Genomic DNA, 25,650 nt, shown 5'->3' with positions numbered 1-25,650 from the left:
TCCAGTAGATCCAGTAGGTCCAGTAGGTCCAGTAGATCCAGTAGGTCCAGTAGGTCCAGTAGATCCAGTAGGTCCAGTAGGTCCAGTAGATCCAGTAGACCCAGTAGGTCCAGTAGATCCAGTAGGTCCAGTAGATCCAGTAGGTCCAGTAGGTCCAGTAGGTCCAGTAGGTCCAGTAGATCCAGTAGGTCCAGTAGGTCCAGTAGGTCCAGTAGATCCAGTAGATCCAGTAGGTCCAGTAGATCCGGTTAGTCCAGTTGCCCCAGTAGATCCAGTTGCTCCTGGAATCCCTTGTAATCCTGTTGCTCCCGTAGGTCCTGTAATTCCTTGATCTCCTGGAATAGGAACTGGAAATGCGCAAGGCATATTACAAGGGTTGAAGTGTTTTCTATAATTGGATGACATAAATAAACAACCACCCCCCTTTACTTATCATATTTATTACATATAATGCAAAGTGAGCTTTTTTTCTTGTATGTTTATCCCTACTTATTCAATAAATAGTCAGGACATACACCATATTCATAAAAAGTTAACATGATACCAACACAACTGTGCGAATTCAAGAAAAATTAAACCACCTATCCCCTAAAGAATATAGGGAACAGATGGTTTAGGTGTTGTGATATGCGCCTCGCTTTCGAAGGTCACTTCAAGTTCTATTAGAGGTTTTAAAACGCCTTTATTGCAGAACTTGATTGTTGCCATACTCATCCGATGTTAACTGCCCCAATTGGTATACAAATAGAGATGGGTGCAGCAAATAAAACATTAATAATTTTTGAAGATTGGATAAATTAACTCCATTAAATACTAAAAGACTGATTAACCTAAACATGGATTAATCAGTTTTTTTAATATCCGAATTTGCTTAGCGTGGTTTTTTTCCAAAATGCTGGCGGTACCCCATCGTTATCAAGCTAAGAAAAGCGAATACCCCAGAACGATGGTTTTAATTAAACCGCGCAAACTCTTTATTTTAGCGTAACTCTACATTTTTCCTTAACCGAGACATAATGATATATTAGAAGAAAGAAAAACTCTTACGTGGAATTAAACTTATATAAGCTTAGCTTGATGGGTATTGGGTGGTACCCCTTTTAGCAAAAACGGAGTGGAAATGATGAGTATAAACAGTTTTGTGGGATTGATAAAGGACGAATTATTAAAAGAGGTAAGCATAAGAAGTGAGGATGAATTCGAGCCTGTAGTAGTTAAAGATATTCCTAGACTTTGGAAGTGTTTAGGGCTAGGTAATTATGCTGCAGTATTTATGCATAAAGAATACAAAGATTGGGTAGTGAAAGTTTACGCACGAGAAGGGGAAGGAATTGAAAAAGAGTCAGAAGTATACCGAAGAATCGGAAATCATCCTTCTTATTCAAAGCTTATATATAAAGGAGAAAATTTCATAGTATTGAAACGTTTAAAAGAAATTACCTTATACGATGCTATTCATAAGGGGATTAAAATTCCTAAGCAGGTAATCTTTGATATCAATGAAGCATTAGAGTATGCAAGAGAACAAGGATTAACTCCTTGTGACGTTCACGGGAAAAATGTGATGATGGAAAACGGAAGAGGATATGTAGTCGATGTATCTGATTTCTTAAAAACAAAAGAAGATAGTAAGTGGAGAGACCTAGAAAAGGCATATTTTATATTTTATTTACCTTTCATTTATAAATTTCCTTTCCCTATTAAAATACCGTATTTTATGTTAAACATTGTTAGACATTCGTATAGAAAATATAAGAAGTTTAAAAAGAATTTCAAATGGTAAAAGGATCACATACTTAACTTTAGGTTATATAAGTAAACCACTAGTAAACGAAAGGACCGTACATTTTAGATATGTCTAATATGTACGGTCCTAATTTGATTACTTCATGAAGTAATCAGTAAGCTTTACATTTTCTTTTTCACGCAATTACTTATTTTCTTCCTCAAACCCTTTATTCTTTTTCTTGTTTATTTCGCAAAAATTGATGCGTCCTTTGAGCTCTGTATGGTTATACAGCGGGCTTTACTCACTCAGGCTTCTTTCTGTCACACTCTTGAAGTTAATTATATTTTTCTACGTACGAAATAAAAAGATAAGGACCCCATAATAACAGGTGCAACGAAATCAAAGAAATGGGATGAATTAAAAGGAAAAAGAAAAAGAAATGGTATAAGTGCATAGATAACTGCTTGTCCTATAAATACAGGAATCCCAAATTGAAATTCTCTACATCGTTTGATTTTCCTGTATAACACTTCCCCAATTAGACAAGCTACAAGAGCCGGTATACTACCATAAGTGACGATCGTTTTAATGAATTCTAATACAACGTTCGGGTGAATAAAGCTAGGATGAGAAATATATGAAATCAAGAACCACCCAAAAATAAAAGCAAACAGACTTGCAGCATAACTAATTACAAATTTTATCAACGTAATCATCCTCACAGTTTTCTAATAGTAACTCCATTGTATGACATAACGCATCATTAACAGTAGTCAATGATACATATAATTTTCGTTTTTGTGGAATTTGCTTTTTCTTAACATGATAACGAGGGGGGAGCCATAAATTGTGGAAAATCTCCATACTTCTATTAACTCGTTAGTTGAAGAAGAATTTGTTCCACAACTCTTAAGGTATTATAATATGAAAAAATTAAATTCACATTCTGCAATTCATTCAAATTGGTCAATCTTCGCATCTTTTGAATGGCCTGAAAGTGCTAAATTTAAGCAAAATAATTAACCATCCTATGCAAGAAAGTTTAGATAACTATAAGCATATGTTTTATGGAAGGGATGTGATTGACTATGGAACGGCCGAATTGGGGAATTGGAGGATTAGTATTTGTTGGCTGCATGTTTCTTGGCGGAGGAGTGGGATCTATATTAGGTGACACCCATGCTGGATGGCTAATAGGGATGGGTGCTGGATTTATTGGGATGGCTTTAACGAGACTAATTAGAAAGTAATATAACGGGATTCTGCTTCCAGTAAATAAGGAAATATGTATGTAATTCATGGCATAATAGCTTTATAAATTATAGTTAGAAACTGTTGTTTTCTAAATTTTTCCATACATAGATATGATTTTCAAGTTGGAGGAAGGCACCTTAGGGTGTTTTTTTTATGCCTCTAAAAATGCCTTACCATATAATAGACTTCGTTAGATTCCGATAATCTTTTTTGTAACAGAATAGATTCATTACCGTTTCAGACCTAAGTATTCATTCATAACCTAATAGTAAAAGGGGGGATGATTCAAGGTATGGCGTGTAATGATGAATTAATTTGTCAACAGTTTGCAAGGATTATCGGTGGCCAAGAAGGATTCGCCGGTGGAAAATGTGTGGCAACAATAAATCGGGATGAAATACAAGCAACTATTTTAGGAAAACGTTTTAGAGTAACAACTTCCTTCTCATTCGAATCACGAGATAATAAAACTGGACGAGCATTATGTCTAGGCCGGGTAGCGCTATTGCAAAAAGAAGTCAATGGATTTGTTGCTACAATTATTAAACAAGGAATAATCGTTTCGTCTATACACAATGAGTGGTTATGTGATGATCCGAATTTAATTTACGTTAATATCGAGGACGTTGATGATCCGCTAAGTTTCGCAAGGAAAGTTAGACGTGCGTTATGCAATTAACCAATTTATTTAGTTAAATGAGTGAGTATGTTGGTTAGAATATTTCAGATTGTTGAATGGTTTTATAAAGTGAAAGAAGACGTTCCATATTTGGAATGTCTTTTCTTGATGTTTTTATAATTTGAAAAACGAGGAAACGAACTTGGAGGGAGTATGTTTGAGAAGATTAAAAGGAAATGGTTTTTAATTCTTGGCTATGGATCTATCCTCCCGTTCTAATTAACTAAAAGAAGAACTTCCCCATACCGATTAGACTACTAAGCATTCCGATTCCATTCATGGTGCCTTTTCCTGCTGTCAGTAAGTTTCCAAGCATTCCTGGCTGACCGTTATTCCCCCATCCCATAGGACTTCCTTGTCCGCCCCATCCTGGAGGATTTCCAAAAATACCCCAGTTATTATTGGTATTAAAATGAAAAGGCTTGGCTGGCGACGATAGTAAAGCGGCAAGATGGCCTTGTGCGAACATCCCTGTATGATTGAATGGTTGAGCCCAGGGTAAGGGAGGTTTTTGAAAATTAAAACCTGCATGGCCTTGTAATGGAGTCCAATTAGTGGGATGTCCTTGGGGCATCGTCCCTGCATAATGGATTGGCTGACCTAAAGGGAAGGGAGGGGGATCGGGATTGAAACCTGTATAATTGACTGGTGAATCCCAACCAAATGGATAGACTCGAAAACTCCAATTCTCAGGAATCTTCAAATCATTCATTCCCTCAGCTTTAGCTATTTGGGGATGTAAATATAATGATGACATTGCAATTTGGTTATTATATTGCTCACCGTTGCCCTCTGAATTCAAATACCAACATTGGTGCATAAGCTTATTCCCCTCACTTTAAAAATGTAATGTTAGACTTAGCCTATGAAATATTCCTTTTTATGGATGGTTACATAACTAGATTTACAAGCCTGTATTTAAAGGAATGGGTGTGTGTTCTTGTTGATTTATCCGGCTATTTGTGGGTAACAAAACACCTCTACCTCAAAATTCAGCGAAAGCAAAGAATTTAGATAGGGGGCTGCTTGTAAAAGTCCGACTGATTCAAGTTTCACTTTATTTTAGAAGGGGATTTTCAGTTGCTCCTTTTGTTTAATTCAGCCTAATTTAATTTCGGTTAACAAACTTGTTTATAGGGTTTAAGCAATAAAAAAGATTTAAACATGTTATGTTGAGCAAGTAGAATTGCAAAAAAGAGAATATCCATTCGAAGAGTTTGGCAAAATACTGCAAGGATAATGTATTCTTGTACAGATATGCAAACGATTTAAACGAATTAATGGAATTTATAATGAAGGGGCAAATGAATATATGAGTGAAACATTACATAAAAGAAAACCACCATATTTAATGCTTGTGATCCTTTTTATTGGAGCATTTGTTTCATTTCTAAATAACTCGCTTTTAAATGTAGCCTTGCCATCAATAATGAAGGATTTAGACATTAAAGATTATTCAACGATTCAGTGGCTTTCTACAGGGTATATGCTTGTAAGTGGCGTATTAATTCCGGCGTCAGCATTTTTAATAACCCGCTTCTCCAATAGGAGCTTATTTATTACATCTATGTTAATTTTTATTCTTGGTACGGCCTTAGCGGCTTTAGCACCGAACTTTAGTTTATTACTTACTGGTCGGATGGTTCAAGCAGCAGGTTCTTCAGTCATGGGGCCTTTGTTAATGAATATTATGCTAGTAAGCTTTCCGAGAGAAAAAAGGGGAACAGCGATGGGGATTTTTGGATTAGTTATGATTACAGCCCCAGCAATTGGACCGACACTATCGGGTTATATTGTAGAGTATTATGACTGGCGTTTGCTTTTTGAAATGATTTTACCGTTAGCAATCATTAGCTTATTGTTAGGGATTTGGAAATCGGAGAAAGTCATGAGGCAAAATAAAAATGCAAAACTTGATTATCTCTCATTACTATTATCTTCTGTCGGTTTTGGCGGTTTGTTATATGGATTCAGCTCTGCAAGTTCCGATGGTTGGACGAATAAAATTGTTTTAACAACTTTATTCATAGGCGCTATTGCCTTAATTGCTTTCATTATCCGCCAATTAAAAATGAATGAACCGTTATTGGATTTACGTGTTTATAAGTACCCAATGTTTGCACTTGCTTCTGTAATTGCGATTGTTAACGCAGTGGCCATGTTTTCGGGTATGATTTTAACACCAGCTTATGTACAAAATGTCCGCGGTATTTCGCCGCTGAGCTCAGGACTAATGATGCTTCCAGGTGCGGTAATAATGGGGATTATGTCACCAATTACAGGTAAACTATTCGATAAATATGGCCCTCGTATTCTTGGTATAGTAGGACTTTCCATTACAGCCGTTTCAACTTATATGCTAGCAAATCTGCAACTCGACTCTAGTCACACACATATTATTCTTATTTACACACTGCGGATGTTTGGGATGGCAATGGTGATGATGCCACTTATGACAAATGGCCTTAATCAATTGCCAACTCGCTTAAATCCGCACGGTACAGCTGTTAATAATACAGCTCAACAAGTGTCCGGTTCGATTGGTACTGCTATTCTTGTTACGATTATGAATTCTGTAACAAAAACAAAAGCTGAAAGTCTAATGGCTGATGTAGATCCAACAACCTTCACAGAAGCTACGAAGGTAATAGTAACTCAGAAGGCTTTATTATCCGGAATTCAATATTCATTCTATGTAGCGCTTGGTATGAATGTTGTTGCACTACTATTAGTTTTTTTCGTTAAACGTGTAGATACAAGCGCGGAAGCTGTCGAGAGGTTAAATCGGTAGAGTAAAATAAAACTTTAGATCATGATTCCTATAAGTTTTTACTGTTTAGTTAGACTATGAAGAAATGCAAATTTCTGCTGCTAAGGTGCTGGTATTTAAATCTGGAAAAGAATCAGTGAAATAATTATATATAGTAAAAAGGATCTGATATTCATATCAGATCTTTTTTTATTAGTAACACAGTATACTTGCTTATCGTATTTGTTTGAATTGACATGAGAAACTACTGTTTTTCCCAATACTACAATCTTTTGCTCTCAATTTCGGATTAACATTATAATAATACGCTTCATTTTAATTTAGTATTTTCTCTGCAAGTTATAAAACTAATTGCCAACAAACAAATTAAATTACCAGCCTTATACGCAATATCATAATCAGGAATAGTTAGGGAAAAGATAAAATAAGGTAATCAATTACATATCTTTATCCCAGGCGATTCATTGCTATCTTCTTTTTTATTGAATGGGATATTTTATTTCATGCTTTTTTGAAAGGGTGTTTTTAATGGATAAAAAAGTATCTGCCATTCCTCAACCGAAAACATATGGACCGCTGGGTAATCTCCCATTAATCGATAAAGATAAACCGACCTTATCGTTTATCAAGCTGGCGGAAGAGTATGGTCCCATTTTTCGAATTCAAACTTTAAGTGATACCATCATTGTCGTTTCTGGACACGAATTGGTAGCAGAAGTCTGTGACGAAACAAGATTTGATAAAAGTATAGAGGGTGCTTTAGCGAAAGTTCGCGCCTTTGCTGGAGACGGATTATTTACAAGCGAGACTCACGAGCCTAACTGGAAAAAAGCTCATAATATTTTGATGCCTACATTCAGCCAACGAGCAATGAAAGATTATCATGCTATGATGGTCGATATTGCCGTACAACTCGTTCAAAAATGGGCACGGCTTAATCCGAATGAAAACGTAGATGTTCCGGAGGATATGACTCGCCTTACATTGGATACAATTGGTCTATGTGGTTTTAATTATCGATTTAATAGCTTTTATCGTGAGACCTCTCATCCTTTTATTACTAGCATGAGCCGTGCTCTAGATGAGGCGATGCACCAATTACAGCGGCTGGATATAGAAGATAAACTCATGTGGAGAACGAAACGTCAATTTCAGCATGATATTCAATCTATGTTTTCTTTAGTAGATAATATTATTGCTGAACGTAAAAGTAGTGGAAGTCAGGAAGAAAATGATTTACTTTCCCGTATGTTAAATGTGCAGGATCCGGAAACTGGTGAAAAATTAGATGATGAAAATATTCGTTTCCAAATTATCACTTTTTTAATAGCTGGGCATGAAACAACAAGTGGATTATTATCTTTTGCAATCTATTTTTTATTAAAGAATCCAGATAAATTGAAAAAAGCCTATGAAGAAGTAGATCGGGTTTTAACAGATCCCACTCCAACATACCAACAAGTTATGAAACTAAAGTATATCCGGATGATTTTAAATGAATCGCTACGTCTATGGCCTACTGCTCCAGCATTCAGTCTCTATGCAAAAGAAGATACAGTGATTGGTGGGAAATATCCAATTAAGAAAGGAGAAGATCGTATTTCTGTTCTTATTCCACAGCTACATAGGGATAAAGACGCATGGGGAGACAATGTGGAAGAATTCCAACCTGAACGATTTGAAGAGCTGGATAAGGTTCCTCATCATGCTTATAAGCCATTTGGAAATGGTCAACGGGCTTGTATCGGTATGCAGTTTGCACTTCATGAAGCCACAATCGTAATGGGAATGCTTCTTCAACATTTTGAATTCATTGATTATCAAGACTATCAGCTGGACGTAAAACAAACATTAACGCTAAAGCCTGGTGATTTTAAAATTAGGATTCTACCCCGAAATCAAACTATTAGCCATACTACTGTTCTTGCGCCTATAGAGGAAAAACTGAAAAACCATGAAATTAAGCAGCCAGTTCAGAAGACTCCTTCTATTATTGGAGCCGATAATCTTTCGCTTCTTGTTCTGTATGGATCGGATACAGGGGTAGCAGAAGGTATTGCAAGAGAACTAGCAGATACAGCTAGTTTAGAAGGTGTTCAAACGGAAGTGGTTGCTCTTAACGATCGAATTGGAAGTCTGCCAAAAGAAGGGGCGGTTCTTATTGTAACTTCTTCTTATAATGGAAAACCACCAAGTAATGCAGGGCAGTTTGTGCAATGGTTGGAGGAATTAAAACCGGACGAGCTAAAAGGTGTTCAATACGCAGTTTTTGGTTGTGGAGATCATAATTGGGCTAGTACTTATCAGCGAATTCCAAGATACATTGATGAGCAAATGGCTCAAAAAGGAGCAACAAGATTTTCTACACGTGGAGAAGCGGATGCAAGTGGTGATTTCGAGGAACAGCTCGAGCAATGGAAACAAAGTATGTGGTCTGATGCGATGAAGGCATTTGGATTGGAACTTAACAAAAACATTGAGAAAGAACGCAGTACATTAAGTTTACAATTTGTTAGTCGTCTTGGAGGATCTCCTCTTGCGCGAACATATGAAGCAGTTTATGCATCTATACTAGAAAATCGTGAACTTCAATCATCTAGCAGTGAAAGAAGCACGCGACATATTGAGATATCCTTGCCAGAAGGCGCTACGTATCAAGAAGGTGACCACCTTGGGGTGCTACCAATTAATAGTGAGAAAAATGTCAACCGAATTTTAAAACGCTTTGGATTAAATGGGAAGGATCAAGTCATATTGAGTGCAAGTGGACGAAGTGTAAATCACATACCTTTAGACAGTCCTGTTAGTTTATTTGACCTTCTTAGTTATAGTGTAGAAGTTCAAGAAGCGGCCACTCGAGCACAAATACGGGAAATGGTGACATTTACAGCATGCCCTCCTCATAAAAAGGAATTGGAATCATTATTGGAAGAGGGAGTTTATCATGAACAAATATTAAAGAAACGTATGTCAATGTTGGATCTTCTTGAAAAGTATGAGGCTTGTGAACTCCGATTTGAACGTTTTTTAGAACTTCTTCCTGCGCTCAAACCGCGTTACTATTCTATTTCAAGCTCTCCACTCGTTGCACAGGATCGTCTGAGCATTACGGTTGGTGTTGTTCATGCACCTGCATGGAGTGGGGTAGGGACATATGAAGGAGTCGCTTCTAATTATTTAGCTCAGCGTCATAATAAAGATGAGATTATTTGTTTCATTCGAACGCCACAATCAAACTTTCAATTACCTGAAAATCCAGAAACACCAATTATCATGGTTGGACCAGGTACTGGAATTGCACCATTCCGTGGATTCTTGCAAGCGCGTCGTGTTCAAAAACAAAAAGGTATGAACTTAGGACAAGCACATCTATATTTTGGTTGTCGTCATCCTGAAAAGGATTATCTCTATCGTACAGAACTAGAAAATGATGAAAGAGATGGATTAATCTCTTTACACACAGCTTTTTCTCGCCTAGAAGGATATCCTAAAACATATGTACAGCATTTAATAAAACAAGATAGAATCAATTTAATTTCGTTATTAGATAATGGGGCTCATCTTTATATATGTGGTGATGGAAGTAAAATGGCTCCTGACGTAGAAGACACCCTTTGTCAAGCATATCAAGAAATTCATGAAGTCAGTGAACAAGAAGCAAGGAATTGGTTGGATCGTGTGCAAGATGAAGGGCGATATGGAAAAGATGTTTGGGCTGGAATCTAAATTCTTCTTAATTAGATAAGTAATATTTAATTCACGAACTTCTTTCGACTAAGTATAACTTTAAACAAAATAAACTGCTTTATAAAAACCCTGTATTTTTTATCGAATATGGGGTTTTCTTATTTTTAAATAAAAGGGGCGTATATGTTGATTCAAAATCCAATAATCTTTATGCTTTATATACACAACATGGTAGATTTGACTTAATAAAAAGGGGAAACATCAGGGAGAAGTAGACTTTAATTTAAACTCAACAAAATGCGTAATTGTTGTTACTCATTCACGAGAAGTTGCAAAAATAATCAAATCAAGCATTTTATTTAAGTAAAATGAATTTAGTAGTAAACGAAATTAAGAATAGTTAAGAAAAAGCTATTTTCGCCCTCAATTAACATAATTTTCAAAAATATAAAAATGTTAATATTTGTTATATGATATATTTATCAAAGTACTATTCCTGTAGTTTCTATGATGAATCTGTAAGATAGTTTGTTTGTCCCATATATTCAACTTACACTAAAAAGAACTTGCAGAGATTCCTACAAGTTCTTTTTAGTGTAAGGGTTGAATGTGGATTTGAAATAAAGAAACGATTTTTTGAGAGGAGAAAAGTAAATGTTTATAAGAGCAGAAAGATTATTAATACGAAATTTTGAGTTCAAAGATTGGCAAGCTGTCCATGAGTATACATCAGATAGCAATGTTATGAAATACATACCCGAAGGGGTTTGTACTGAAGAAGATACAAGAAACTTTGTAAATAGAAATATGGGTGGAAATGCAGAGAACTTTCCTGTGATACTGGTAGATGAAAATATTCTGATTGGTCATATTGTTTTTCATAAATATTTTGGTGAGCATACTTACGAGATTGGGTGGGTATTCAACCCTAAATATTTCAATAAAGGATATGCTTCTGAAGCAGCACAAGCTACATTAAAATATGGATTTAAGGAAATGAAATTACATAGAATTATAGCTACATGTCAGCCACAAAATACTCCATCATATCGATTGATGGAGAAAATTGGAATGAGAAGAGAAGGATATTTCAGGAAGTGTATACCCCATGGAAATGAATGGTGGGATGAATATTATTACGCTATTTTAGAAGAAGAGTAGTGTCTCAGAACGCATTGTTTAAATCAAAATCATAATTTAAATTGTGCTATCCTTTTTTGAGAATTGCTTGGTCTATAAAATAATTAAAATGTGGGCGGTGCTCTATGCCCATCAATCTTACATTACATAAGTTTAATTTCATGTAAGATTTTTTCTTTTAATTAAAATAAAGGTTAATTTTCTTAATACGGTATAGTATCTACAGCAGATTATTCAGCAAACGGGCAGGAGTGTGAACGTATTGAGTTTGAGATATCTTCCTAAAAAACATTACTATAATAAAAGGATGATAAAATTTTTATGGTTAGTATGATGATTTGGAAACAGAAGTCAGCTTAATCTATGAACACCTTGTCAGAGGAGTGATGTAAGTGAAACAAAATGTTTACGATAATCCGAATTTCTTCAAAAACTATACAGCGTTGCGTGAAAGTGGAATAAACGCTAATGACTTCATAGAACAGCCAGCAATCAAATCATTAATTCTATGTTTGAAAGGGAAATCGGTATTAGACTTGGGTTGCGGTGATGGTCATTTTTCAAAGTATTGTATAGAAAATGGTGCAAAAAACGTAATAGGTGTAGATATATCCAAAAATATGATTGAACGTGCTAAAAAGTTAAATCAGGATGATAACATAGAATTTATGTGTCTTCCTATGGAGGATATGGGACTAACCAATCAAAAGTTCGACCTGATTATAAGTTCCCTCTCTATACATTACATTGAAGATTACTCGGCAATGATTCAAAAGATTAATGAATTATTAAAAAGCGGTGGTGAATTTATCTTTTCAACCGAACACCCAATAGCAACAGCTCGCAAAGGAAGCAACCATTGGATAAAAACTGAGGATGGTAATAAATCACACTGGGCATTAGATGATTATCAAGAAGAAGGAATTAGAGTACACAACTGGTTTGTTGACGATAGTGTGGTTATTTTTCATAGAACTGTTGCCACATTAATAAATACTTTAATTGAACACGGGCTTTCGCTGGATAAAATAATCGAACCACAATCAACTTTGGCAGGGATAGAGAAAATGCCAGATTTAATAAACGAATCGCGAAGTCCATCTTTTATTATAATCAAGTCAAAAAAACAAGATAATATTTAAAAATATCTACCGCAATCTGGGAGCCTTTATTGAATTACGAAAACAGCCGTTCCACTAAGGAATGGCTGTTTTTTTTTAACATAACCTAAAGCCGTTAAACTGTATGCGTTCAAGTCACTATCATTTTGTAATTATTTTATCCCGCATTAACGGGCAGTAAGATTCCTACCTCAAAATTCGGCGAATGCGAGGGAGTTAGGTGGGAAATAAACTGCCCGTAAAAGCCCGATTGGTGAAAGCTAATAATCAGTGGGGGGTGTAAAAATACAGGTGAAATTTCAAATGAATGCAGGAATAATAGCAGCAATCATTTAAGGTATTACCTGCATTCGAATTGAAAAATATTGAAAATAGGGGTGAGTGAAAAATGGCATATTTATTACAAGTTGATTTCCCGTTTGAAGGTCCTTTTGGTGAAGAAATGGAAAAAGTATTTTGGGATTTAGCAAAAAGTATTAATGACGAAGAAGGATTCCATTGGAAAATATGGACGGAGAATCAAGAAACGAAAGAAGCTGGAGGCATCTATGTATTTGAAGAAAAACAAGATGCTGAAAAGTATGGAGAAATGCACAAAAACAGACTTCAAGCATTTGGTGTTAAAGATATTAGAGTAAGAATTTTTCACATTAATGAAAAGTTAACGAAACTGAATCGTGGTTATAGTAAATAATAAGGGACACGTAATTCAAAAAAAGAAGGGGATAATCCCTTCTTTTTTTTGAATTGATGCTATAGAAAGAATAGCGTATTTTTTTATTTTAGGGACATCTACAATTCAACTTATGTATGCTCCATTCATATGAAGTTAACATAACGTCCTATTAGCAGTAGCAAGGACAAGGAGGAATCTTCCCCTTACAAGGGAATCTCCTTTCTTTTTCTATCGACCTATGCATTTTTTATACATTCCTATCCTGGTACGGTTTTAGGTTTCTTTTTTTGTTGAATCAACAAAAAACTTTATTAAATCTTGCATGCTCCTAGGGATCACTATATATGAACACTACGTATTTGACTTTCTCAATGACCAACATTACTTAACGTGGTAAAATAGTATTAGGATGGGAATCCAATGTTATTAAAATTAAAGTGGTTATCAAGTCGGAGGAAGGCACCTTAGGGTGTCTTTTCTTTTTAAAATATATAAGCACACCATTCCTTTCCTAATAGAGGCCTTCCCTCATGCCTCCTGACAGGGAGAATGATAAGGCTTTTTTACTTATCCAATTATCGAGCTCTCAAATGTTTTAAAAGTTACAATACATGTATTGCTTCAATAACATATGATCATTCTTAAGAATGTCATTGAAATGTACCAATAGATGTTAGTGCAGCAAAATAAATTGTGTTATGATGTGAGCAAATATAAAGCTATCTAACGGAGGGATTCACATGCCGCATGTTGTGTTTCGTGGAATTACTACTGAACAATTAAAACACATAAGCAAGCCATTAGTAGAAGAGCTCGCAGATATCTGTGAGTGTGGTACGGATAATTTCACCTTGGAACTACCAAGTTCTACGTTTGTATTCAATGGAGAAGAAATAGAAGCGTTTCCTCTTATTGAAGTGAAATGGTTCGAGCGTGGACAGGAAATTCGCGATCGATTTGCCAAGGCCATTACTACATATGTAATGGATTTTGGACTTCCAGAAGTAGAGGTTGTATTTACGGTTTTCACAGAATCAGCGTATTATATTAACGGGAAGCATTGTGCAAGTTAGAGCTATTTGAAAGATTTTTATAACCTTTATAAGGGGTAGAACCACAGTGCAATCAAGCTAAGTAAAGCAAATATCCAAAAACAAAAAAATGAACTCAATTCTCATAGACAACTAACTTTGAAGAGATAAAATTTTTGTTTTTGGGGACATCAAAATATTAGCTTGATGGGTATGGGGTACCGCCACATACCCATCAACTTAAGAATGGAAACAAAGTGTACTTTTATTTTGTGGGGTAAAGCATTCCTAAAATAGAAGCATACTCTTAATAATACGCATACCAAATAAACCCTATCGTTTTATTAAAAGTCAAGGCAATAGTAATGAAATCCTATATTTATACGATTGAATATAATGTCACACATTTTATAAGGTAAAAAGGAAAGGATAGATGAACAGGGGAGTATACCTGTTTACATCTATCCTTTTTTACAACAATATGACCACATTTACTACTATAACAAGGATTTTTACCACAACAAATTTTCATATAGTTATTGAACTATTTTTTGAATAACTAAATTAACCTCTTCGTTAACTTTAATTACGAATAAATGGTCCCCTTCACCTTCAATTGGATCAATTATATCTTCATTAAAAGATTTAGCATGTTGTCTACCATATCTAAGGTACCCAAAAGTCCACTGGATTCCCGAGGCTACCATCCATATTTGTGTCTCTGAAAAGACATTTTGTGCCAATAGACGTAACTGTAGATTCCTGAACAAGCCAAATCATGAAAATACACACAAAGATAGATTATCATCCATTACATTACTGTTTTGCTTCGTTTGAATAGAAAAACTCGGAAGAACGCCACTTGTTCGATATCTCCTCAATGTGATAAGGGGTCGTTTTGCAGCATCCACCTATTAAACGTGCACCTGCTTGGTACCATTTTTCAGATTGAATATCCAACGCGTTACATTGTTCATGACCATGCCATGTTTTTGTTTCTGGATTATAAGTTTCACCAGAGTTTGGATAAATAATAATCGGTTTTTTGGTGTTTTCCCTCAACGCTTGGATTGCACCAGTCACAACGGTTACTGGCGCACAATTGATGCCTATCGCTACAATTTGTTCACTTTTCTCAAAAGCTCGTGCACACTCCACGAGTTTCATACCTTCACTAATCTCTTTCTCATTTTTTAGCGAAAAGGAAAGCCACGCATATGTTTCTGGAAACTCACGCAATAATCTATCTAATACTCTTGCTTCTTGCAGGGAAGGGATTGTTTCAAATGCCAATAGATCTGCACCTGCTTCGATTAACGCTGACATTCTCGAACGGTGAAAGTCTGCTAATGTTTTATCTGTCACACCATAGTTGCCTACATACTCTGAACCATCTGCAAGATAAGCCCCGTACGGCCCAACTGATGCAACAACCAATGGTTTAGGCCTATTCGTTTGCGTATTTTCCTTCCAAAAATCATCTCTTGCCCTTCTTGCAAGTAACACCGTTTTCTTAATTAATTCCAAAGCTTCCTGTTCTTGTATTCCACGCGCGGAAAAACCACTAATAGTAGCTTGATAGCTTGCTGTTATGGCACAGTCTGCTCCAGCACGAAAATAGTCCGAATGAACCTGATAAATTAGTTCCGGATTTTCTAGTAACACACGTGCCGACCAAAGGGGATCGTCCAAATTACATCCATGCGCCTCCAATTCTGTAGCTAATGCTCCGTCAAGAAGCATAATGGAATGTTGGGATAAAATAGCATCAATTGGGTTGATTTTGTTCGACATAATCTACGCCCCTCTTTTTTAGATTTTTTGTTAGATAATAACTTCCATAGCAAAACAAAATAAACGGTATGCCGCAATATAAGGCAATTCTCTGTGTTGGATCGAATGCAATTCCAATACACGATGCCAGACAAAGGATAAAAGAAGCAATTGGTACTAATGGATATAGTGGTGTACGATAAATCAGGTCCTTTTCAGAATTTCCTTCTTTCAAAAATTGTCTGCGAAATAGGAACTGGGAAGCACTAATACTCATCCAAACTACAACTACTGCTAGACCAGAAATGGAAACAAGTACGATATAGACAGTATCTGGTGCCACAATACTTGAGAGCAAAGCCAAAGCTCCACCCGCCATGCTGAAAATGACGGCGTTGATTGGAACACCTTGCTTTGTCATTTTTCCAAAAATCGGGGATATCGTATTCTTATTAGCAAGCGACCAAAGCATTCTAGAAGAGGCATAAAGGCCTGAGTTTGCTGCAGATAAAATGGCTGTTAAGATAACGAAATTCATTATGTCAGCTGAATATGGCACCCCAATTCGTTCTAGAACTGCAACAAAAGGGCTCTCTAATACCCCTGCATCGGAAATAGGCAATAACGCAGATAACACAACAATCGTTCCTACAAAAAAGATGATCAATCTCCACAGAGTAATTCGAATGGCCTTCGGTATCATTTTTTCCGGGTTCGCTGTTTCTCCAGCTGCAATGCCTATTAATTCTGTTCCCGAAAAAGCAAAATTAACCGCAAGCATGGTCATTATAATGGCGGTAGCACCATGAGGAAATAAATCTCCACTTGTAAAATTAGAAAAGAATGGTGCTGCTTTTGAATGAGTCATCGGAAGAAAACCTAGCATTGCCGCTACTCCTAAAACAATAAAAATCACAATAGCTATAACCTTTATCGATGAAAACCAAAATTCGGATTCGGCGAAAAATTTAACAGTCAGGACATTTAATAAAAAGATCAAAATGGCAAAAAGAGCACTCCATACCCAAACATTAATCGATGGAAACCATCGCTTCATAAGTAATCCTGCGGCTGTAAATTCAGAACCTAAAGCAACAGTCCAAGTTAACCAATACAACCAGGCTACTGTATACCCTGTACCCGGTCCAATGTATTTAACTGCATAACTATGAAATGCGCCCGTTTCAGGCATATGTACGGAAAGCTCTCCTAAACATAGCATAACTAGATAAACCACTAGCGCACCAATTAGATAGGATAGAATTGTTCCAAACGGGCCAGCTTGTTGAATAGTGTAACCCGAGCTTAAGAATAAGCCAGTTCCAATCACCCCACCAAGTGATAGCATGACTAAATGACGTGCTTGCATTTTCCTTTGAAATTCTTGCCCATTTTTGTTCTCCATTTCTACTCTCCTTTAGTTACTATCCAGAAAAAACAAAAACGCACTCTAAAAAAGAGGGCGCTACTGACAAATAAAAACGGAAGCTCTCATCTATCAGGATTATCACCCGCTGGAATTAGCACAGTGTCTACTTAAGCAGACCTGTTGCTGAGGTTTCATAAGGCCAGTCCCTCCACCTCTCTGGATAAGAAATATTTTTTTATAACCTTATCAATCCATTCAATAACTGTCAAGATAATTCTGTTTTTTTTTAAAAATTATCTATTATAGAAATACAAAAAATAGAGTATTTCTATAACTGCAACCCACTCCTTCTTGGGTATTATTTAAAAATCGAACATATAAAACTTCATTTATTTATGATACGGTTCACAAGCACTTCCTCAAAATTTTATGCACTTCTAAATATCTTCTTATTTCTTTGGCTATGGGGTCACCATACATAACCAGCAACTCAGGAGATTTTAATACCCTCAAATATCAAAAAACGTTATCTTTTCTAAACAAGCTAAATTAGAAAGGATGATGTTTTCTTATGAATCTCTCGATTCAAGATGAATTACTACCATTTGCAGAAGAATTACAACGATATGTTAAACCTGTATTCTTAGAAGAACTTGCAAGAGAAATAGGATTTATAAAGTGAAAACGTAAGTTTTCTGGATCAGACTTAGCTGCTATTTGCATTTGGATTAGTCAACGGGTGGCAGTGATTCCTTGGTTCGATTATGTAGTAGGCTTCATGCAGCGATAGGCACTTTATTTAGCCCTGAGGGCTTAATATACGTTTAAATGCTATAGCAGTTTTGTTTTTAAAACATATTTTTTTACTGTTAGAACAAAAGATATGTGAACAAACACAAATTTCTAACCACCTTTTCTCTTATTTTCAACGAGTCCGTATCCTAGATGCCACCGTATTTCAAGTGCCAAATGCTTTAGAGAATGTATATCTAGGCTCAGGAGGGTGTGCCCAAACAGCTGGAATCAAAATTCAATTAGAATATGATCTGCACAGTGGAGAATTTCTTAACTTTCAAGTTGGACCAGGGAAAAAAATAAAAGAGCCTACATCTCCAATTACTTAGTAATTGGAGATGTAGGCTTTATTTTTCAATGTCTATTTATAGTTATTTATATTTAACGTTCCGGGTAAAGTTATGGTTTAAATTGTGGCAGATGTATGCTACAAATCACATTTATAGAAAGACGTGAAAATAGTAATTAATTTTATAGTGTTAGGGGTCTTGTCACACATCCTTAAGTTGATGGATATGTGACAAGACCCCATGACCATCAAGATAAGTTCCTATAATACCCTAAAAACGAAAAATTTATCTCTCCACAGTCATTCTTCTTTTTTTCAACGCTAATTAATTATTGAAAATTATACTTAAAGTGTGGATGTTAAAAAATTTAATGACTATCAATACTTCATAAAAGTAATTGTAAATTTTGTAAATGAATGTTTTTGGCTTTCTACTTTAATAAATCCGTGATGAGCTTCGATAATTGATTTTGCTAGTGCTAAGCCAATTCCAATAGATCCTTCTTTTTTAGAATTTTTTGCTTTGTAAAATCTATCGAATATATATGGCAAATCTTCTGATGCAATACCTTCACCAAAATCTCGAATTATAATTTCAGTATGAATAGGAGAGTTTGTGACTTCAATATAAATAGAACTATTATCATTTGAATGTTCAATGGAATTCTTTAAAATATTTAATAAAGCTTCTTGCATCCAAATACTGTCATGGAAAAGTGATATTTTTTCATTGGTTTTTAAATGTATGTTCATATTTTTTTTATTTAATTTACTGTTCAAACTAGCAATGACCTCATAAATTGTATCAATAATATCAGAATTTTCTTTTTCAAATAGTATTGCCCTAGCATCTATTTTTGAAACTTTTAATAAATTATGTATTAAAAAGCTGATTCTTGAAATTTGAACTTCATTATTGTGTAAAAAATGATATTGCTGTTCATTTAATTTACCTTGTAATAAGATATCGTTGTTCACTGTTAGTGTTGAGAGTGGTGTTTTTAGTTGATGAGAAATATCTTGTAAAGTTTGAATTAAAAATTGTTTCTCTTCCAATAAATTATGCATACTTTTTCTAATAACATTTTTCAGTTTAAGAAAAGAATTAGCGAGTTTTGCTAGATCTCCTTCTCTATTTTCCTTTATATCAATGGTGTAATCACCTTCAATAATTTTATTCGCTGCAGCTGTTACATTTCTAATTTTTAAGAAAAAAGATTTATATTGTAAGTAATTTAGAAAAATTAGGATTAAGCTGAACCCTATTGCTCCAAGGAACATGTATATATTGTTTTGGGATATATGTTTATTTAGATAAGGAAAAAGTCTTGAATCCAATTCAGCAGATAGACCATATTGATTTAATAGCATTTCTCCATCGCTGGCATAATCTTTTTTATTCGCTGTATCATTTGTAAGTGCTTGTATTATTTCGTATTCATTTTCTGGGTTTTGTGTAATTAGTTTTCCGGTAATTTCACTCCAAATAGTAATATAATCATTTTTTAAATGGTCATATAGAATATGAACTGTGATAACTTGATATATAATAAATAAAAAAGAGATTAATGCTAATGTAAGTATATTAATTTTTATTTCTCTATTTATCATTAAATTACTCCTTACTGACGTCTTTATTCCAGAAATATCCGACACCTCTTTGTGTAATTATACAGTTAGGATTTTGTGGAGTATCCTCAATTTTACTTCTTAATCTTTTTACATAAACAGAAAGAGTATTTTCATCGAAAAACACTTCACTTTCATCTACTATTTTTTTCAATATCTCATTTCTTTGTAACACTTTATGAGGATTAAGCATTAGCGTTAATAAAAGTTTGTATTCTAAATGTGTTAAATTTATACTTTTCTCATGCTTAAAAGCTCTGGCCGCCTCAACTTCAAGCTGTATATTTCCAGACCTCAATATAGTATTAGAAGCTGTTTTAATTTTTTTTCTTAATTGTACCTTTACTCTAGATAATAGCTCTTTTACCCTAAAGGGTTTTGTTATATAATCATCTCCACCAATTTCAAGGCCCATTACTACATTTGCCTCCTCATCTAGTGCTGTGAGAAAAATAATAGGTATATCACCTTTTCTTTTAAGATAGGTACATAAATCATACCCATTTCCATCTGGGAGTCCAACATCTAATATGGCTAAGTCAAATTTATTATTTTCGTATTGGTCTTTTGCATCTTGTACAGTAGAAACTCTTATAACCTCAAGTCCTTCTCCTTTTAGAGTAAACTCAATAGCCATTCCTAGATCGTTATCGTCTTCAACGAATAATACTCTATCCACAGTATCTCTCCTCATTTGTCTTTGATTATGGCAGTATTTTAGATTATGACAGTTATTTTACACGTTGATTGGCTAATTTAAAATAGTTTAGTATGGAAATGGACTTTTAGAGGCTTTTCTGAGTATAAGCATAATACCCAAATCGGCTTTCAGCTTTTCAACACATAATGAGATACAACAATTATTTAAAGCGGAATATTTACATAATTCATACATGTTCTTGCTTATATTATGAAAAACCTTGTAATAGAATCTTGTTGAAATTGTCCGTTTTTATAAAATCAGTAATGTTTTATTTAAGTTAACTTAACTTATACAAAAATGTTAAATGAAAATTGGATTCGCATTAATTATGTAAATGAATTTTAAAAACATCTCATTGAGAATAAGAGCTGAATGGGAGCGGATTTTCGAGAATTTGAAAAGTATGTGTGTACTTAAATAAGTGCATAAAAGCCATTTAAGTGTACAATTTTAAAATATATCTTGAGCAGAGTTACGAGTATATAAAAAGTTAGATTTAGTAATCTTACTAAACTGTAAGATTAAAGTATATATAGTAAGACAAGAGTTATTCAATTAGCAATTAAAGACGTCTATACTGGAGGTAATCATTCTTTATTAAGACTTGTAGCATTTTAGTCACTGTTTTATTTAAAGAAGAAAACCACTGTTTTAATCCCAAATTAAACATAGTATATGAGGAGGAAGAAAATGAAAAAGGTAATAGGATTTCTAGCAGTAACAGCAATTTTTATAGGTATAGGGTTTGCTGTAAATCGTTATATAAATGGTCCCTCACAACCGGTAAACGGTATCATGGTATCTGGAACGAAAGAAAATATATCTGCTGTTAAAAATCTGTATAAAGATCAAAACGTACGAACAGCAGATTATAGTTATAAATTGGTCACAGAAATAATAAAACAAGAACTCACTACCGAACAGAAAGAAGATATTAAGAAAGAATGGAAAGAAAAAGGAGAAAATATGACTGAAGAAGAGATGGACAAAGAACTTGATAAATCATCTCTTAGAAAGAAACAATACGCGGTTATTACAAAATCTACAGCAGAAAAATTCTTGAAAAAAGGAATTGTAAGAACACCCTTATCTAAAGAAGATAGTTCAATAACTTCAACCCCGGTAAAAGAAATAAAAGAATTAGCGAGTGAAAAAAATTTATTTTATAGAAAAAAAGCGGAAGATGAGGAAGTTAAGGATGGAAATTTAAATTTAAATGGACAAATGATACCTGTTCAACATATTGAACAAAATAATTGGATTGGCTATTTTTCATCACCGATAGTAATTGTTAATGAGGACACATATAAACAATTAAAAGAAAAAGAAGTAAACCTTTCGTTAATTCAGTTTGCAAAAGAAAATTTTGATTATAAAAATAAAAACAAGGTAAATAAGGTGATCGAAAACATTTCAAAAGTGTATGAAGTGAAAGACGAGAATAGTGAATACGATAGGGATAAAATCTATTTTGTAGAGATTCAAAATTAATCTGTGAAAAGGATGAGTTGTATGGAGGTTGTTAGATTAGAAAATGTAGAAAAAACATATGGAGAGGGAGAAACGCGAGTACAGGCGTTAAAAGGAATTAATCTTTCCATTCATAGGGGAGAATTCGTCACCATAGTTGGAGCGTCAGGTTCTGGTAAAAGTACGTTATTACATATTTTAGGAGGGTTGGATCGTCCGAGTTCAGGAAATGTGTTTATAGGTGGTGAAAATATCTATAATTATAAAGATAATGAACTTTCTATTTTTCGCCGAAGAAAAGTTGGCTTTATATTTCAGTTTTTTAATTTGATACCTGTCTTGAATGTACAAGAAAATATTGCTTTGCCAGCTCTACTGGACGAGGAACAGGTAGATGATCATTACCTGGATGAAATTATACGAACTCTAGGGTTAAATGAAAGACGAGATCATTTGCCTTCTGAATTATCGGGTGGTCAACAACAAAGGGTATCTATTGGTAGATCTCTTATAAATAAACCCGATATTATCTTAGCAGATGAACCAACCGGAAATCTAGATACAAAAAATACAAAAGAAGTTCTGAATTTATTAAAAGTAACAGCTAAAAAATATAATCAGACGGTGATTTTAATTACCCATGACCCTGCTATCGCATCAAACTCTGATCGAATTATAACCATTGCAGATGGCATGATTATTTCAGATAAACAATTAGTGCAAAATCAAGCAAAATGTGGAGGGGAGGAGTATTGATTCGTAGTTACAAACAGTTAAGTCAAAAATATCTCAGAAGTAATATAAAACGTACTCTGCTAACATTAACAGGCATTATTTTAGCATTGGCGCTAATAACAACGATTGGTTTGTTTTTTAATAGCGGATACACTTCGGGAATTGAAAATGCTAAAAAAGGTTCTATGGGTTCCGCAAATATTTCAGTTGAAAATTATAATCAAAAGCTTTTCAATATGATAAAAAGTAATCCGAATATATCTTCTTATGGCATCATAGCTCCAGGAGAGACGCTCAATGTTGATGAAATAGCTGTCTCTTATATGTATGCAGACCAACAAGCATTAAAGCTGTTAAATTCTAGTATACCTGTACAAGGTAAGCTACCTTCAAATGAAAACGAGGCTGTTTTGGAAAAATGGATGCTACCTTACTTCGGACCCAATCTTAAATTAGGCGGTATGTTTACTATTCATGATAAAAAATATAAACTTGTTGGTTTGCTAAATAAGTCTAATAGTACTCAGGAAAATAAAAAAGGTCAATTATTGACATATAAAAATAAGTTTAAAGTTGGAGAAGGTAGCGTATTGATTGAATTGCATAAGTACGCAAACTTTGATGAAGTTGAAAATCAATTTAAATTATTAACGAATAAAGAAAATATAAGAGTGAATGACGGATTAAAGAGAGCCTTAAAGCCTAGTGTGGAGATAATGATGGCAGCAGCTATTAGTATTGGGATTGTTGTGATTTCTACGATTGTTATTATTTACAATGCATTTCAAATTAGTATAGTAGAGCGAATGAAACAGTTTGGGCTATTGAGGAGTATAGGAGCTACAAAAAAACAAATCAGAAAAATTGTGATAAGGGAAGCAACATTTCTTTCAATTATTGCTATCTTTTTTGGGATTATGTGCAGTATATTAGTAGTCTTTTTACTTAATCAAGTACTGATAAACGTACTTAAAAATTCTATGGGATATACAATTAAATTAGATTGGTTAATTATATGTGTAAGTTCTCTAATTACATTGATAACTGTCTATATTTCAAGCTATTTTCCTGCTTTTTTTGCAGGTAGAATTTCACCGTTACTGGCCGTAAGTAGCCGATTAGCTATAAAAAAAGAAAAAATAAAGAAAAAAAAGAGAACAAAGTTAAAGAAACCACTATCTTTTCCCTTAAGTATGGCATTAAAAAATATCCAAAGGAATCCCAATAGATATACAGTTACAATCTTGTCTATTATTATAAGTAGTGTACTGTATATTACGTTTACGTTTCTCATAGATACTGTCATTCAGCGTAAACAACCGGAAATTCAAGCTCTAAAATCGGACATATCAGTTACGCTTAATTCAAATTTAGACAAGCCTAGCATAGATCGTATGAGTCGAAATATTTATAAAGTCAATAATGTAGAGAAGCTGTACAAGCAATATCAGGCAAATGATTTTTATACGAAAGTACCAAAAAATAAACAAATTAAAGAATTACAAGGAAATGAATCGCTGTATCAAAAAGTAAAATATAATAATCAAACTGTAGAAATTATGAAAACACAAATAAAAGCATACGATGAGAATAGTTTAAAGAAACTAGCTGAAAATGTAACTAGTGGAAGAATTGATATTTCAAAATTAAATCGTGAAAAAGAGGTTATTTTAGTAAAACAAGCTGCAACGAATGATATGAATACAAGTAAAAAATATATAGGTTCTCTAAGCACTTTTCAGGTAGGGGATGAAATCCAAATAACAAGTCAGCAGGAAAGAAAATCTACAGAGGAAATCTCCTACAATGAAGAAAAACTGGAAACTTTAAAAATAGCTGCAATTGTAGAATTGGATATTTTTAATATGAGCAGAGTGATGGATACCATAACTTTTATTACTAGTGAACAAATAGCTGAATATATTACACCATCTCCACAAAAATTATCAGGTTTTGAAATTGATTTAGAGAATCAATCTCAGGCTGATGCTACAATTTTAGATATACAAAAGAAACTGGGTGGAGATGCATCTATAGATGTACAAAATAATATTGTTCAAAGTAATTTTCATACAGACAATGTACTTTATATAAAAATATTAGGGTACGGATTTATAGCTGTTATTACACTGATTGGTTGTGTGAATATTTTAAATACCATTACAGTCAGCATCATTATGAGAAGAAAAGAACTAGCTGCTTTAAAATCGATTGGTATGTCGCAAAAGGATTTAAAAAAGATGATTACTTATGAAGGGCTCCTGTACGGTCTCTTTGGAAGTATACAAGGAATCTTTTTCGGCTGTATGCTTTCATATATTCTTTATATAGCGCTTTCGAATATGGTGTCTTTTGAATTGATTATTCCTTATCAATCTATCTTTACCACATTTATAACTGCACTGTTGATTAGTTATGTAGCGGTACTAATACCACTTGGGAAAATTCAAAAGGATAATGTTATAGATGTAATTAGAGAAGAATAACAGTAGTCATAACAATATATTGTTCGTGAAATACAATGCCTGTAATTTTTAGAGTGGAATATAAAGGGTTTGTAAAAGAAGGTTAGACAAAGTTAAAGCTTTATCAAGGGAAGGTAATTTCTTCTTTTGGTAAGCTTTTTTTTGAGATAAGGGATAGTTTTAAAATGTATAAAATAGAAAAAGCTTCAGAAAAAGATAAAGAATAGTTAAATGAAATCAAAAGAATTAGAACTAAATGAAAGGTGAAAGTGGACACATTGTTAATGTTAGTTCATAAAAGGGTATCACCACATGTTTATCAAGCTAATATTTTA

Annotated in this window: 20 protein-coding genes, 1 pseudogene and 1 riboswitch; of the genes and pseudogenes, 15 read left to right on the top strand and 6 right to left on the bottom strand. The window is 34.1% G+C overall.

Annotated features, from left to right (window positions below):
- Window positions 1-331, top strand: a 331-nt coding sequence (locus tag F8162_RS29310) for a hypothetical protein (RefSeq protein ID WP_318836124.1), incomplete at its 5' end; no start/stop codon positions are given.
- A 792-nt stretch (window positions 332-1,123) separates the two neighbouring features.
- Window positions 1,124-1,783, top strand: a complete 660-nt coding sequence (locus F8162_RS04075) for a serine/threonine protein kinase (protein ID WP_151634741.1) — start codon at window positions 1,124-1,126, stop codon at window positions 1,781-1,783.
- 284 nt (window positions 1,784-2,067) lie between these two features.
- Here the strand turns inward: F8162_RS04075 and F8162_RS04070 are convergent, their stop codons facing one another.
- Complete coding sequence (locus F8162_RS04070; protein ID WP_151634743.1) at window positions 2,068-2,445, bottom strand: hypothetical protein; 378 nt, start codon at window positions 2,443-2,445, stop codon at window positions 2,068-2,070.
- 133 nt (window positions 2,446-2,578) lie between these two features.
- On the opposite strand from F8162_RS04070, the gene F8162_RS28665 reads away from it, so the two are divergent.
- The 3 genes from F8162_RS28665 (at window position 2,579) to F8162_RS04065 (ending at window position 3,662) form a co-directional block, all read left to right on the top strand.
- Window positions 2,579-2,752 (top strand): hypothetical protein, encoded by a 174-nt coding sequence (locus tag F8162_RS28665; protein WP_192797600.1) that lies wholly within the window; start codon window positions 2,579-2,581, stop codon window positions 2,750-2,752.
- A gap of 65 nt (window positions 2,753-2,817) precedes the next feature.
- Window positions 2,818-2,979 (top strand): hypothetical protein, encoded by a 162-nt coding sequence (locus F8162_RS28660; protein ID WP_000441003.1) that lies wholly within the window; start codon window positions 2,818-2,820, stop codon window positions 2,977-2,979.
- 284 nt (window positions 2,980-3,263) lie between these two features.
- Window positions 3,264-3,662 carry a DUF1259 domain-containing protein gene (locus F8162_RS04065; RefSeq protein ID WP_151634745.1) on the top strand — a complete coding sequence of 133 codons (399 nt, stop codon included), beginning with the start codon at window positions 3,264-3,266 and terminating at the stop codon, window positions 3,660-3,662.
- 223 nt (window positions 3,663-3,885) lie between these two features.
- Here F8162_RS04065 and F8162_RS04060 read toward each other — a convergent pair whose 3' ends face one another.
- The gene (locus F8162_RS04060) at window positions 3,886-4,482 is read right to left on the bottom strand and encodes a hypothetical protein (protein WP_151634747.1); all 597 of its coding nucleotides are present in this window, start codon (window positions 4,480-4,482) and stop codon (window positions 3,886-3,888) included.
- A gap of 492 nt (window positions 4,483-4,974) precedes the next feature.
- On the opposite strand from F8162_RS04060, the gene F8162_RS04055 reads away from it, so the two are divergent.
- From F8162_RS04055 to F8162_RS04030, 6 genes are all read left to right on the top strand, one after another.
- Entirely contained in the window at window positions 4,975-6,453 is a 1,479-nt protein-coding gene (locus tag F8162_RS04055; protein WP_151634749.1) for a DHA2 family efflux MFS transporter permease subunit, read from the top strand.
- Between the two features lie 507 nt (window positions 6,454-6,960).
- Complete coding sequence (cypD, locus tag F8162_RS04050; RefSeq protein ID WP_151634751.1) at window positions 6,961-10,158, top strand: bifunctional P-450/NADPH--P450 reductase; 3,198 nt, start codon at window positions 6,961-6,963, stop codon at window positions 10,156-10,158.
- 615 nt (window positions 10,159-10,773) lie between these two features.
- Window positions 10,774-11,280 carry a GNAT family N-acetyltransferase gene (locus F8162_RS04045; RefSeq protein WP_151634753.1) on the top strand — a complete coding sequence of 169 codons (507 nt, stop codon included), beginning with the start codon at window positions 10,774-10,776 and terminating at the stop codon, window positions 11,278-11,280.
- Window positions 11,281-11,651: 371 nt separating this feature from the next.
- Window positions 11,652-12,401, top strand: coding sequence for a class I SAM-dependent methyltransferase (locus tag F8162_RS04040; protein ID WP_151634755.1), 750 nt, complete (start codon window positions 11,652-11,654; stop codon window positions 12,399-12,401).
- Window positions 12,402-12,768: 367 nt separating this feature from the next.
- Window positions 12,769-13,074: a monooxygenase gene (locus tag F8162_RS04035; RefSeq protein WP_151634757.1), complete on the top strand. Its 306-nt coding sequence runs from the start codon at window positions 12,769-12,771 to the stop codon at window positions 13,072-13,074.
- Window positions 13,075-13,796: 722 nt separating this feature from the next.
- Complete coding sequence (locus tag F8162_RS04030) at window positions 13,797-14,129, top strand: DUF1904 family protein (RefSeq protein WP_151634759.1); 333 nt, start codon at window positions 13,797-13,799, stop codon at window positions 14,127-14,129.
- 774 nt (window positions 14,130-14,903) lie between these two features.
- Here F8162_RS04030 and mmuM read toward each other — a convergent pair.
- Together mmuM and mmuP are read right to left on the bottom strand one after the other, a co-directional pair.
- Window positions 14,904-15,881: a homocysteine S-methyltransferase gene (gene mmuM / locus F8162_RS04020; RefSeq protein WP_151634761.1), complete on the bottom strand. Its 978-nt coding sequence runs from the start codon at window positions 15,879-15,881 to the stop codon at window positions 14,904-14,906.
- Window positions 15,856-17,265 carry an S-methylmethionine permease gene (gene mmuP, locus F8162_RS04015; RefSeq protein WP_151634763.1) on the bottom strand — a complete coding sequence of 470 codons (1,410 nt, stop codon included), beginning with the start codon at window positions 17,263-17,265 and terminating at the stop codon, window positions 15,856-15,858. The genes mmuM and mmuP overlap by 26 nt, the downstream gene beginning before the upstream one ends.
- An 83-nt stretch (window positions 17,266-17,348) precedes the next feature.
- A riboswitch (SAM riboswitch) is annotated at window positions 17,349-17,456 on the bottom strand.
- A 344-nt stretch (window positions 17,457-17,800) separates the two neighbouring features.
- On the opposite strand from mmuP, the pseudogene F8162_RS04010 reads away from it, so the two are divergent.
- Window positions 17,801-18,320: pseudogene (locus F8162_RS04010) on the top strand (IS4 family transposase); the annotation flags it as partial.
- 371 nt (window positions 18,321-18,691) lie between these two features.
- Here the strand turns inward: F8162_RS04010 and F8162_RS04005 are convergent.
- Window positions 18,692-19,924 carry a sensor histidine kinase gene (locus F8162_RS04005; RefSeq protein WP_151634765.1) on the bottom strand — a complete coding sequence of 411 codons (1,233 nt, stop codon included), beginning with the start codon at window positions 19,922-19,924 and terminating at the stop codon, window positions 18,692-18,694.
- Between the two features lie 4 nt (window positions 19,925-19,928).
- A complete protein-coding gene (locus F8162_RS04000; protein ID WP_151634767.1) occupies window positions 19,929-20,621 on the bottom strand; it encodes a response regulator transcription factor in 693 nt (230 codons plus the stop codon).
- A gap of 714 nt (window positions 20,622-21,335) precedes the next feature.
- Between F8162_RS04000 and F8162_RS03995 the strand changes: the two genes are divergently transcribed.
- Genes F8162_RS03995 through F8162_RS03985 form a run of 3 tightly spaced genes read left to right on the top strand, consistent with a single transcriptional unit; the run spans window position 21,336 to window position 25,336 of the window.
- On the top strand, window positions 21,336-22,136 hold the full coding sequence (locus tag F8162_RS03995; RefSeq protein WP_151634769.1) for a lipoprotein BA_5634 family protein: 801 nt from the start codon (window positions 21,336-21,338) through the stop codon (window positions 22,134-22,136).
- A gap of 21 nt (window positions 22,137-22,157) precedes the next feature.
- Entirely contained in the window at window positions 22,158-22,871 is a 714-nt protein-coding gene (locus F8162_RS03990) for an ABC transporter ATP-binding protein (protein ID WP_098626472.1), read from the top strand.
- Complete coding sequence (locus F8162_RS03985) at window positions 22,868-25,336, top strand: ABC transporter permease (RefSeq protein ID WP_151634771.1); 2,469 nt, start codon at window positions 22,868-22,870, stop codon at window positions 25,334-25,336. Before F8162_RS03990 ends, F8162_RS03985 begins: the two co-directional genes overlap by 4 nt.
- Window positions 25,337-25,650 lie beyond the last annotated feature (314 nt).

The organism is Bacillus sp. CH140a_4T (assembly GCF_008923725.1).
Lineage (GTDB): Bacteria > Bacillota > Bacilli > Bacillales > Bacillaceae_G > Bacillus_A.
The sequence above is the reverse complement of the archived record's forward strand: the minus strand, read 5'-3'. Positions and strand labels throughout refer to the sequence as shown.

Bases quoted from the DNA above. Each gene is read 5' to 3' on its own strand.
- F8162_RS28660 (WP_000441003.1), top strand. From the start codon at position 2,818: ATGGAACGGCCGAATTGGGGAATTGGAGGATTAGTATTTGTTGGCTGC.
- F8162_RS04075 (WP_151634741.1), top strand. From the start codon at position 1,124: ATGAGTATAAACAGTTTTGTGGGATTGATAAAGGACGAATTATTAAAA.
- F8162_RS04065 (WP_151634745.1), top strand. From the start codon at position 3,264: ATGATTCAAGGTATGGCGTGTAATGATGAATTAATTTGTCAACAGTTT.
- F8162_RS04030 (WP_151634759.1), top strand. From the start codon at position 13,797: ATGCCGCATGTTGTGTTTCGTGGAATTACTACTGAACAATTAAAACAC.
- F8162_RS03990 (WP_098626472.1), top strand. From the start codon at position 22,158: ATGGAGGTTGTTAGATTAGAAAATGTAGAAAAAACATATGGAGAGGGA.
- F8162_RS04060 (WP_151634747.1), bottom strand. From the start codon at position 4,482: ATGCACCAATGTTGGTATTTGAATTCAGAGGGCAACGGTGAGCAATAT.
- F8162_RS04045 (WP_151634753.1), top strand. From the start codon at position 10,774: ATGTTTATAAGAGCAGAAAGATTATTAATACGAAATTTTGAGTTCAAA.
- F8162_RS03995 (WP_151634769.1), top strand. From the start codon at position 21,336: ATGAAAAAGGTAATAGGATTTCTAGCAGTAACAGCAATTTTTATAGGT.
- F8162_RS04055 (WP_151634749.1), top strand. From the start codon at position 4,975: ATGAGTGAAACATTACATAAAAGAAAACCACCATATTTAATGCTTGTG.
- mmuM (WP_151634761.1), bottom strand. From the start codon at position 15,881: ATGTCGAACAAAATCAACCCAATTGATGCTATTTTATCCCAACATTCC.
- F8162_RS04035 (WP_151634757.1), top strand. From the start codon at position 12,769: ATGGCATATTTATTACAAGTTGATTTCCCGTTTGAAGGTCCTTTTGGT.
- F8162_RS04005 (WP_151634765.1), bottom strand. From the start codon at position 19,924: ATGATAAATAGAGAAATAAAAATTAATATACTTACATTAGCATTAATC.
- cypD (WP_151634751.1), top strand. From the start codon at position 6,961: ATGGATAAAAAAGTATCTGCCATTCCTCAACCGAAAACATATGGACCG.
- mmuP (WP_151634763.1), bottom strand. From the start codon at position 17,265: ATGGAGAACAAAAATGGGCAAGAATTTCAAAGGAAAATGCAAGCACGT.
- F8162_RS04070 (WP_151634743.1), bottom strand. From the start codon at position 2,445: ATGATTACGTTGATAAAATTTGTAATTAGTTATGCTGCAAGTCTGTTT.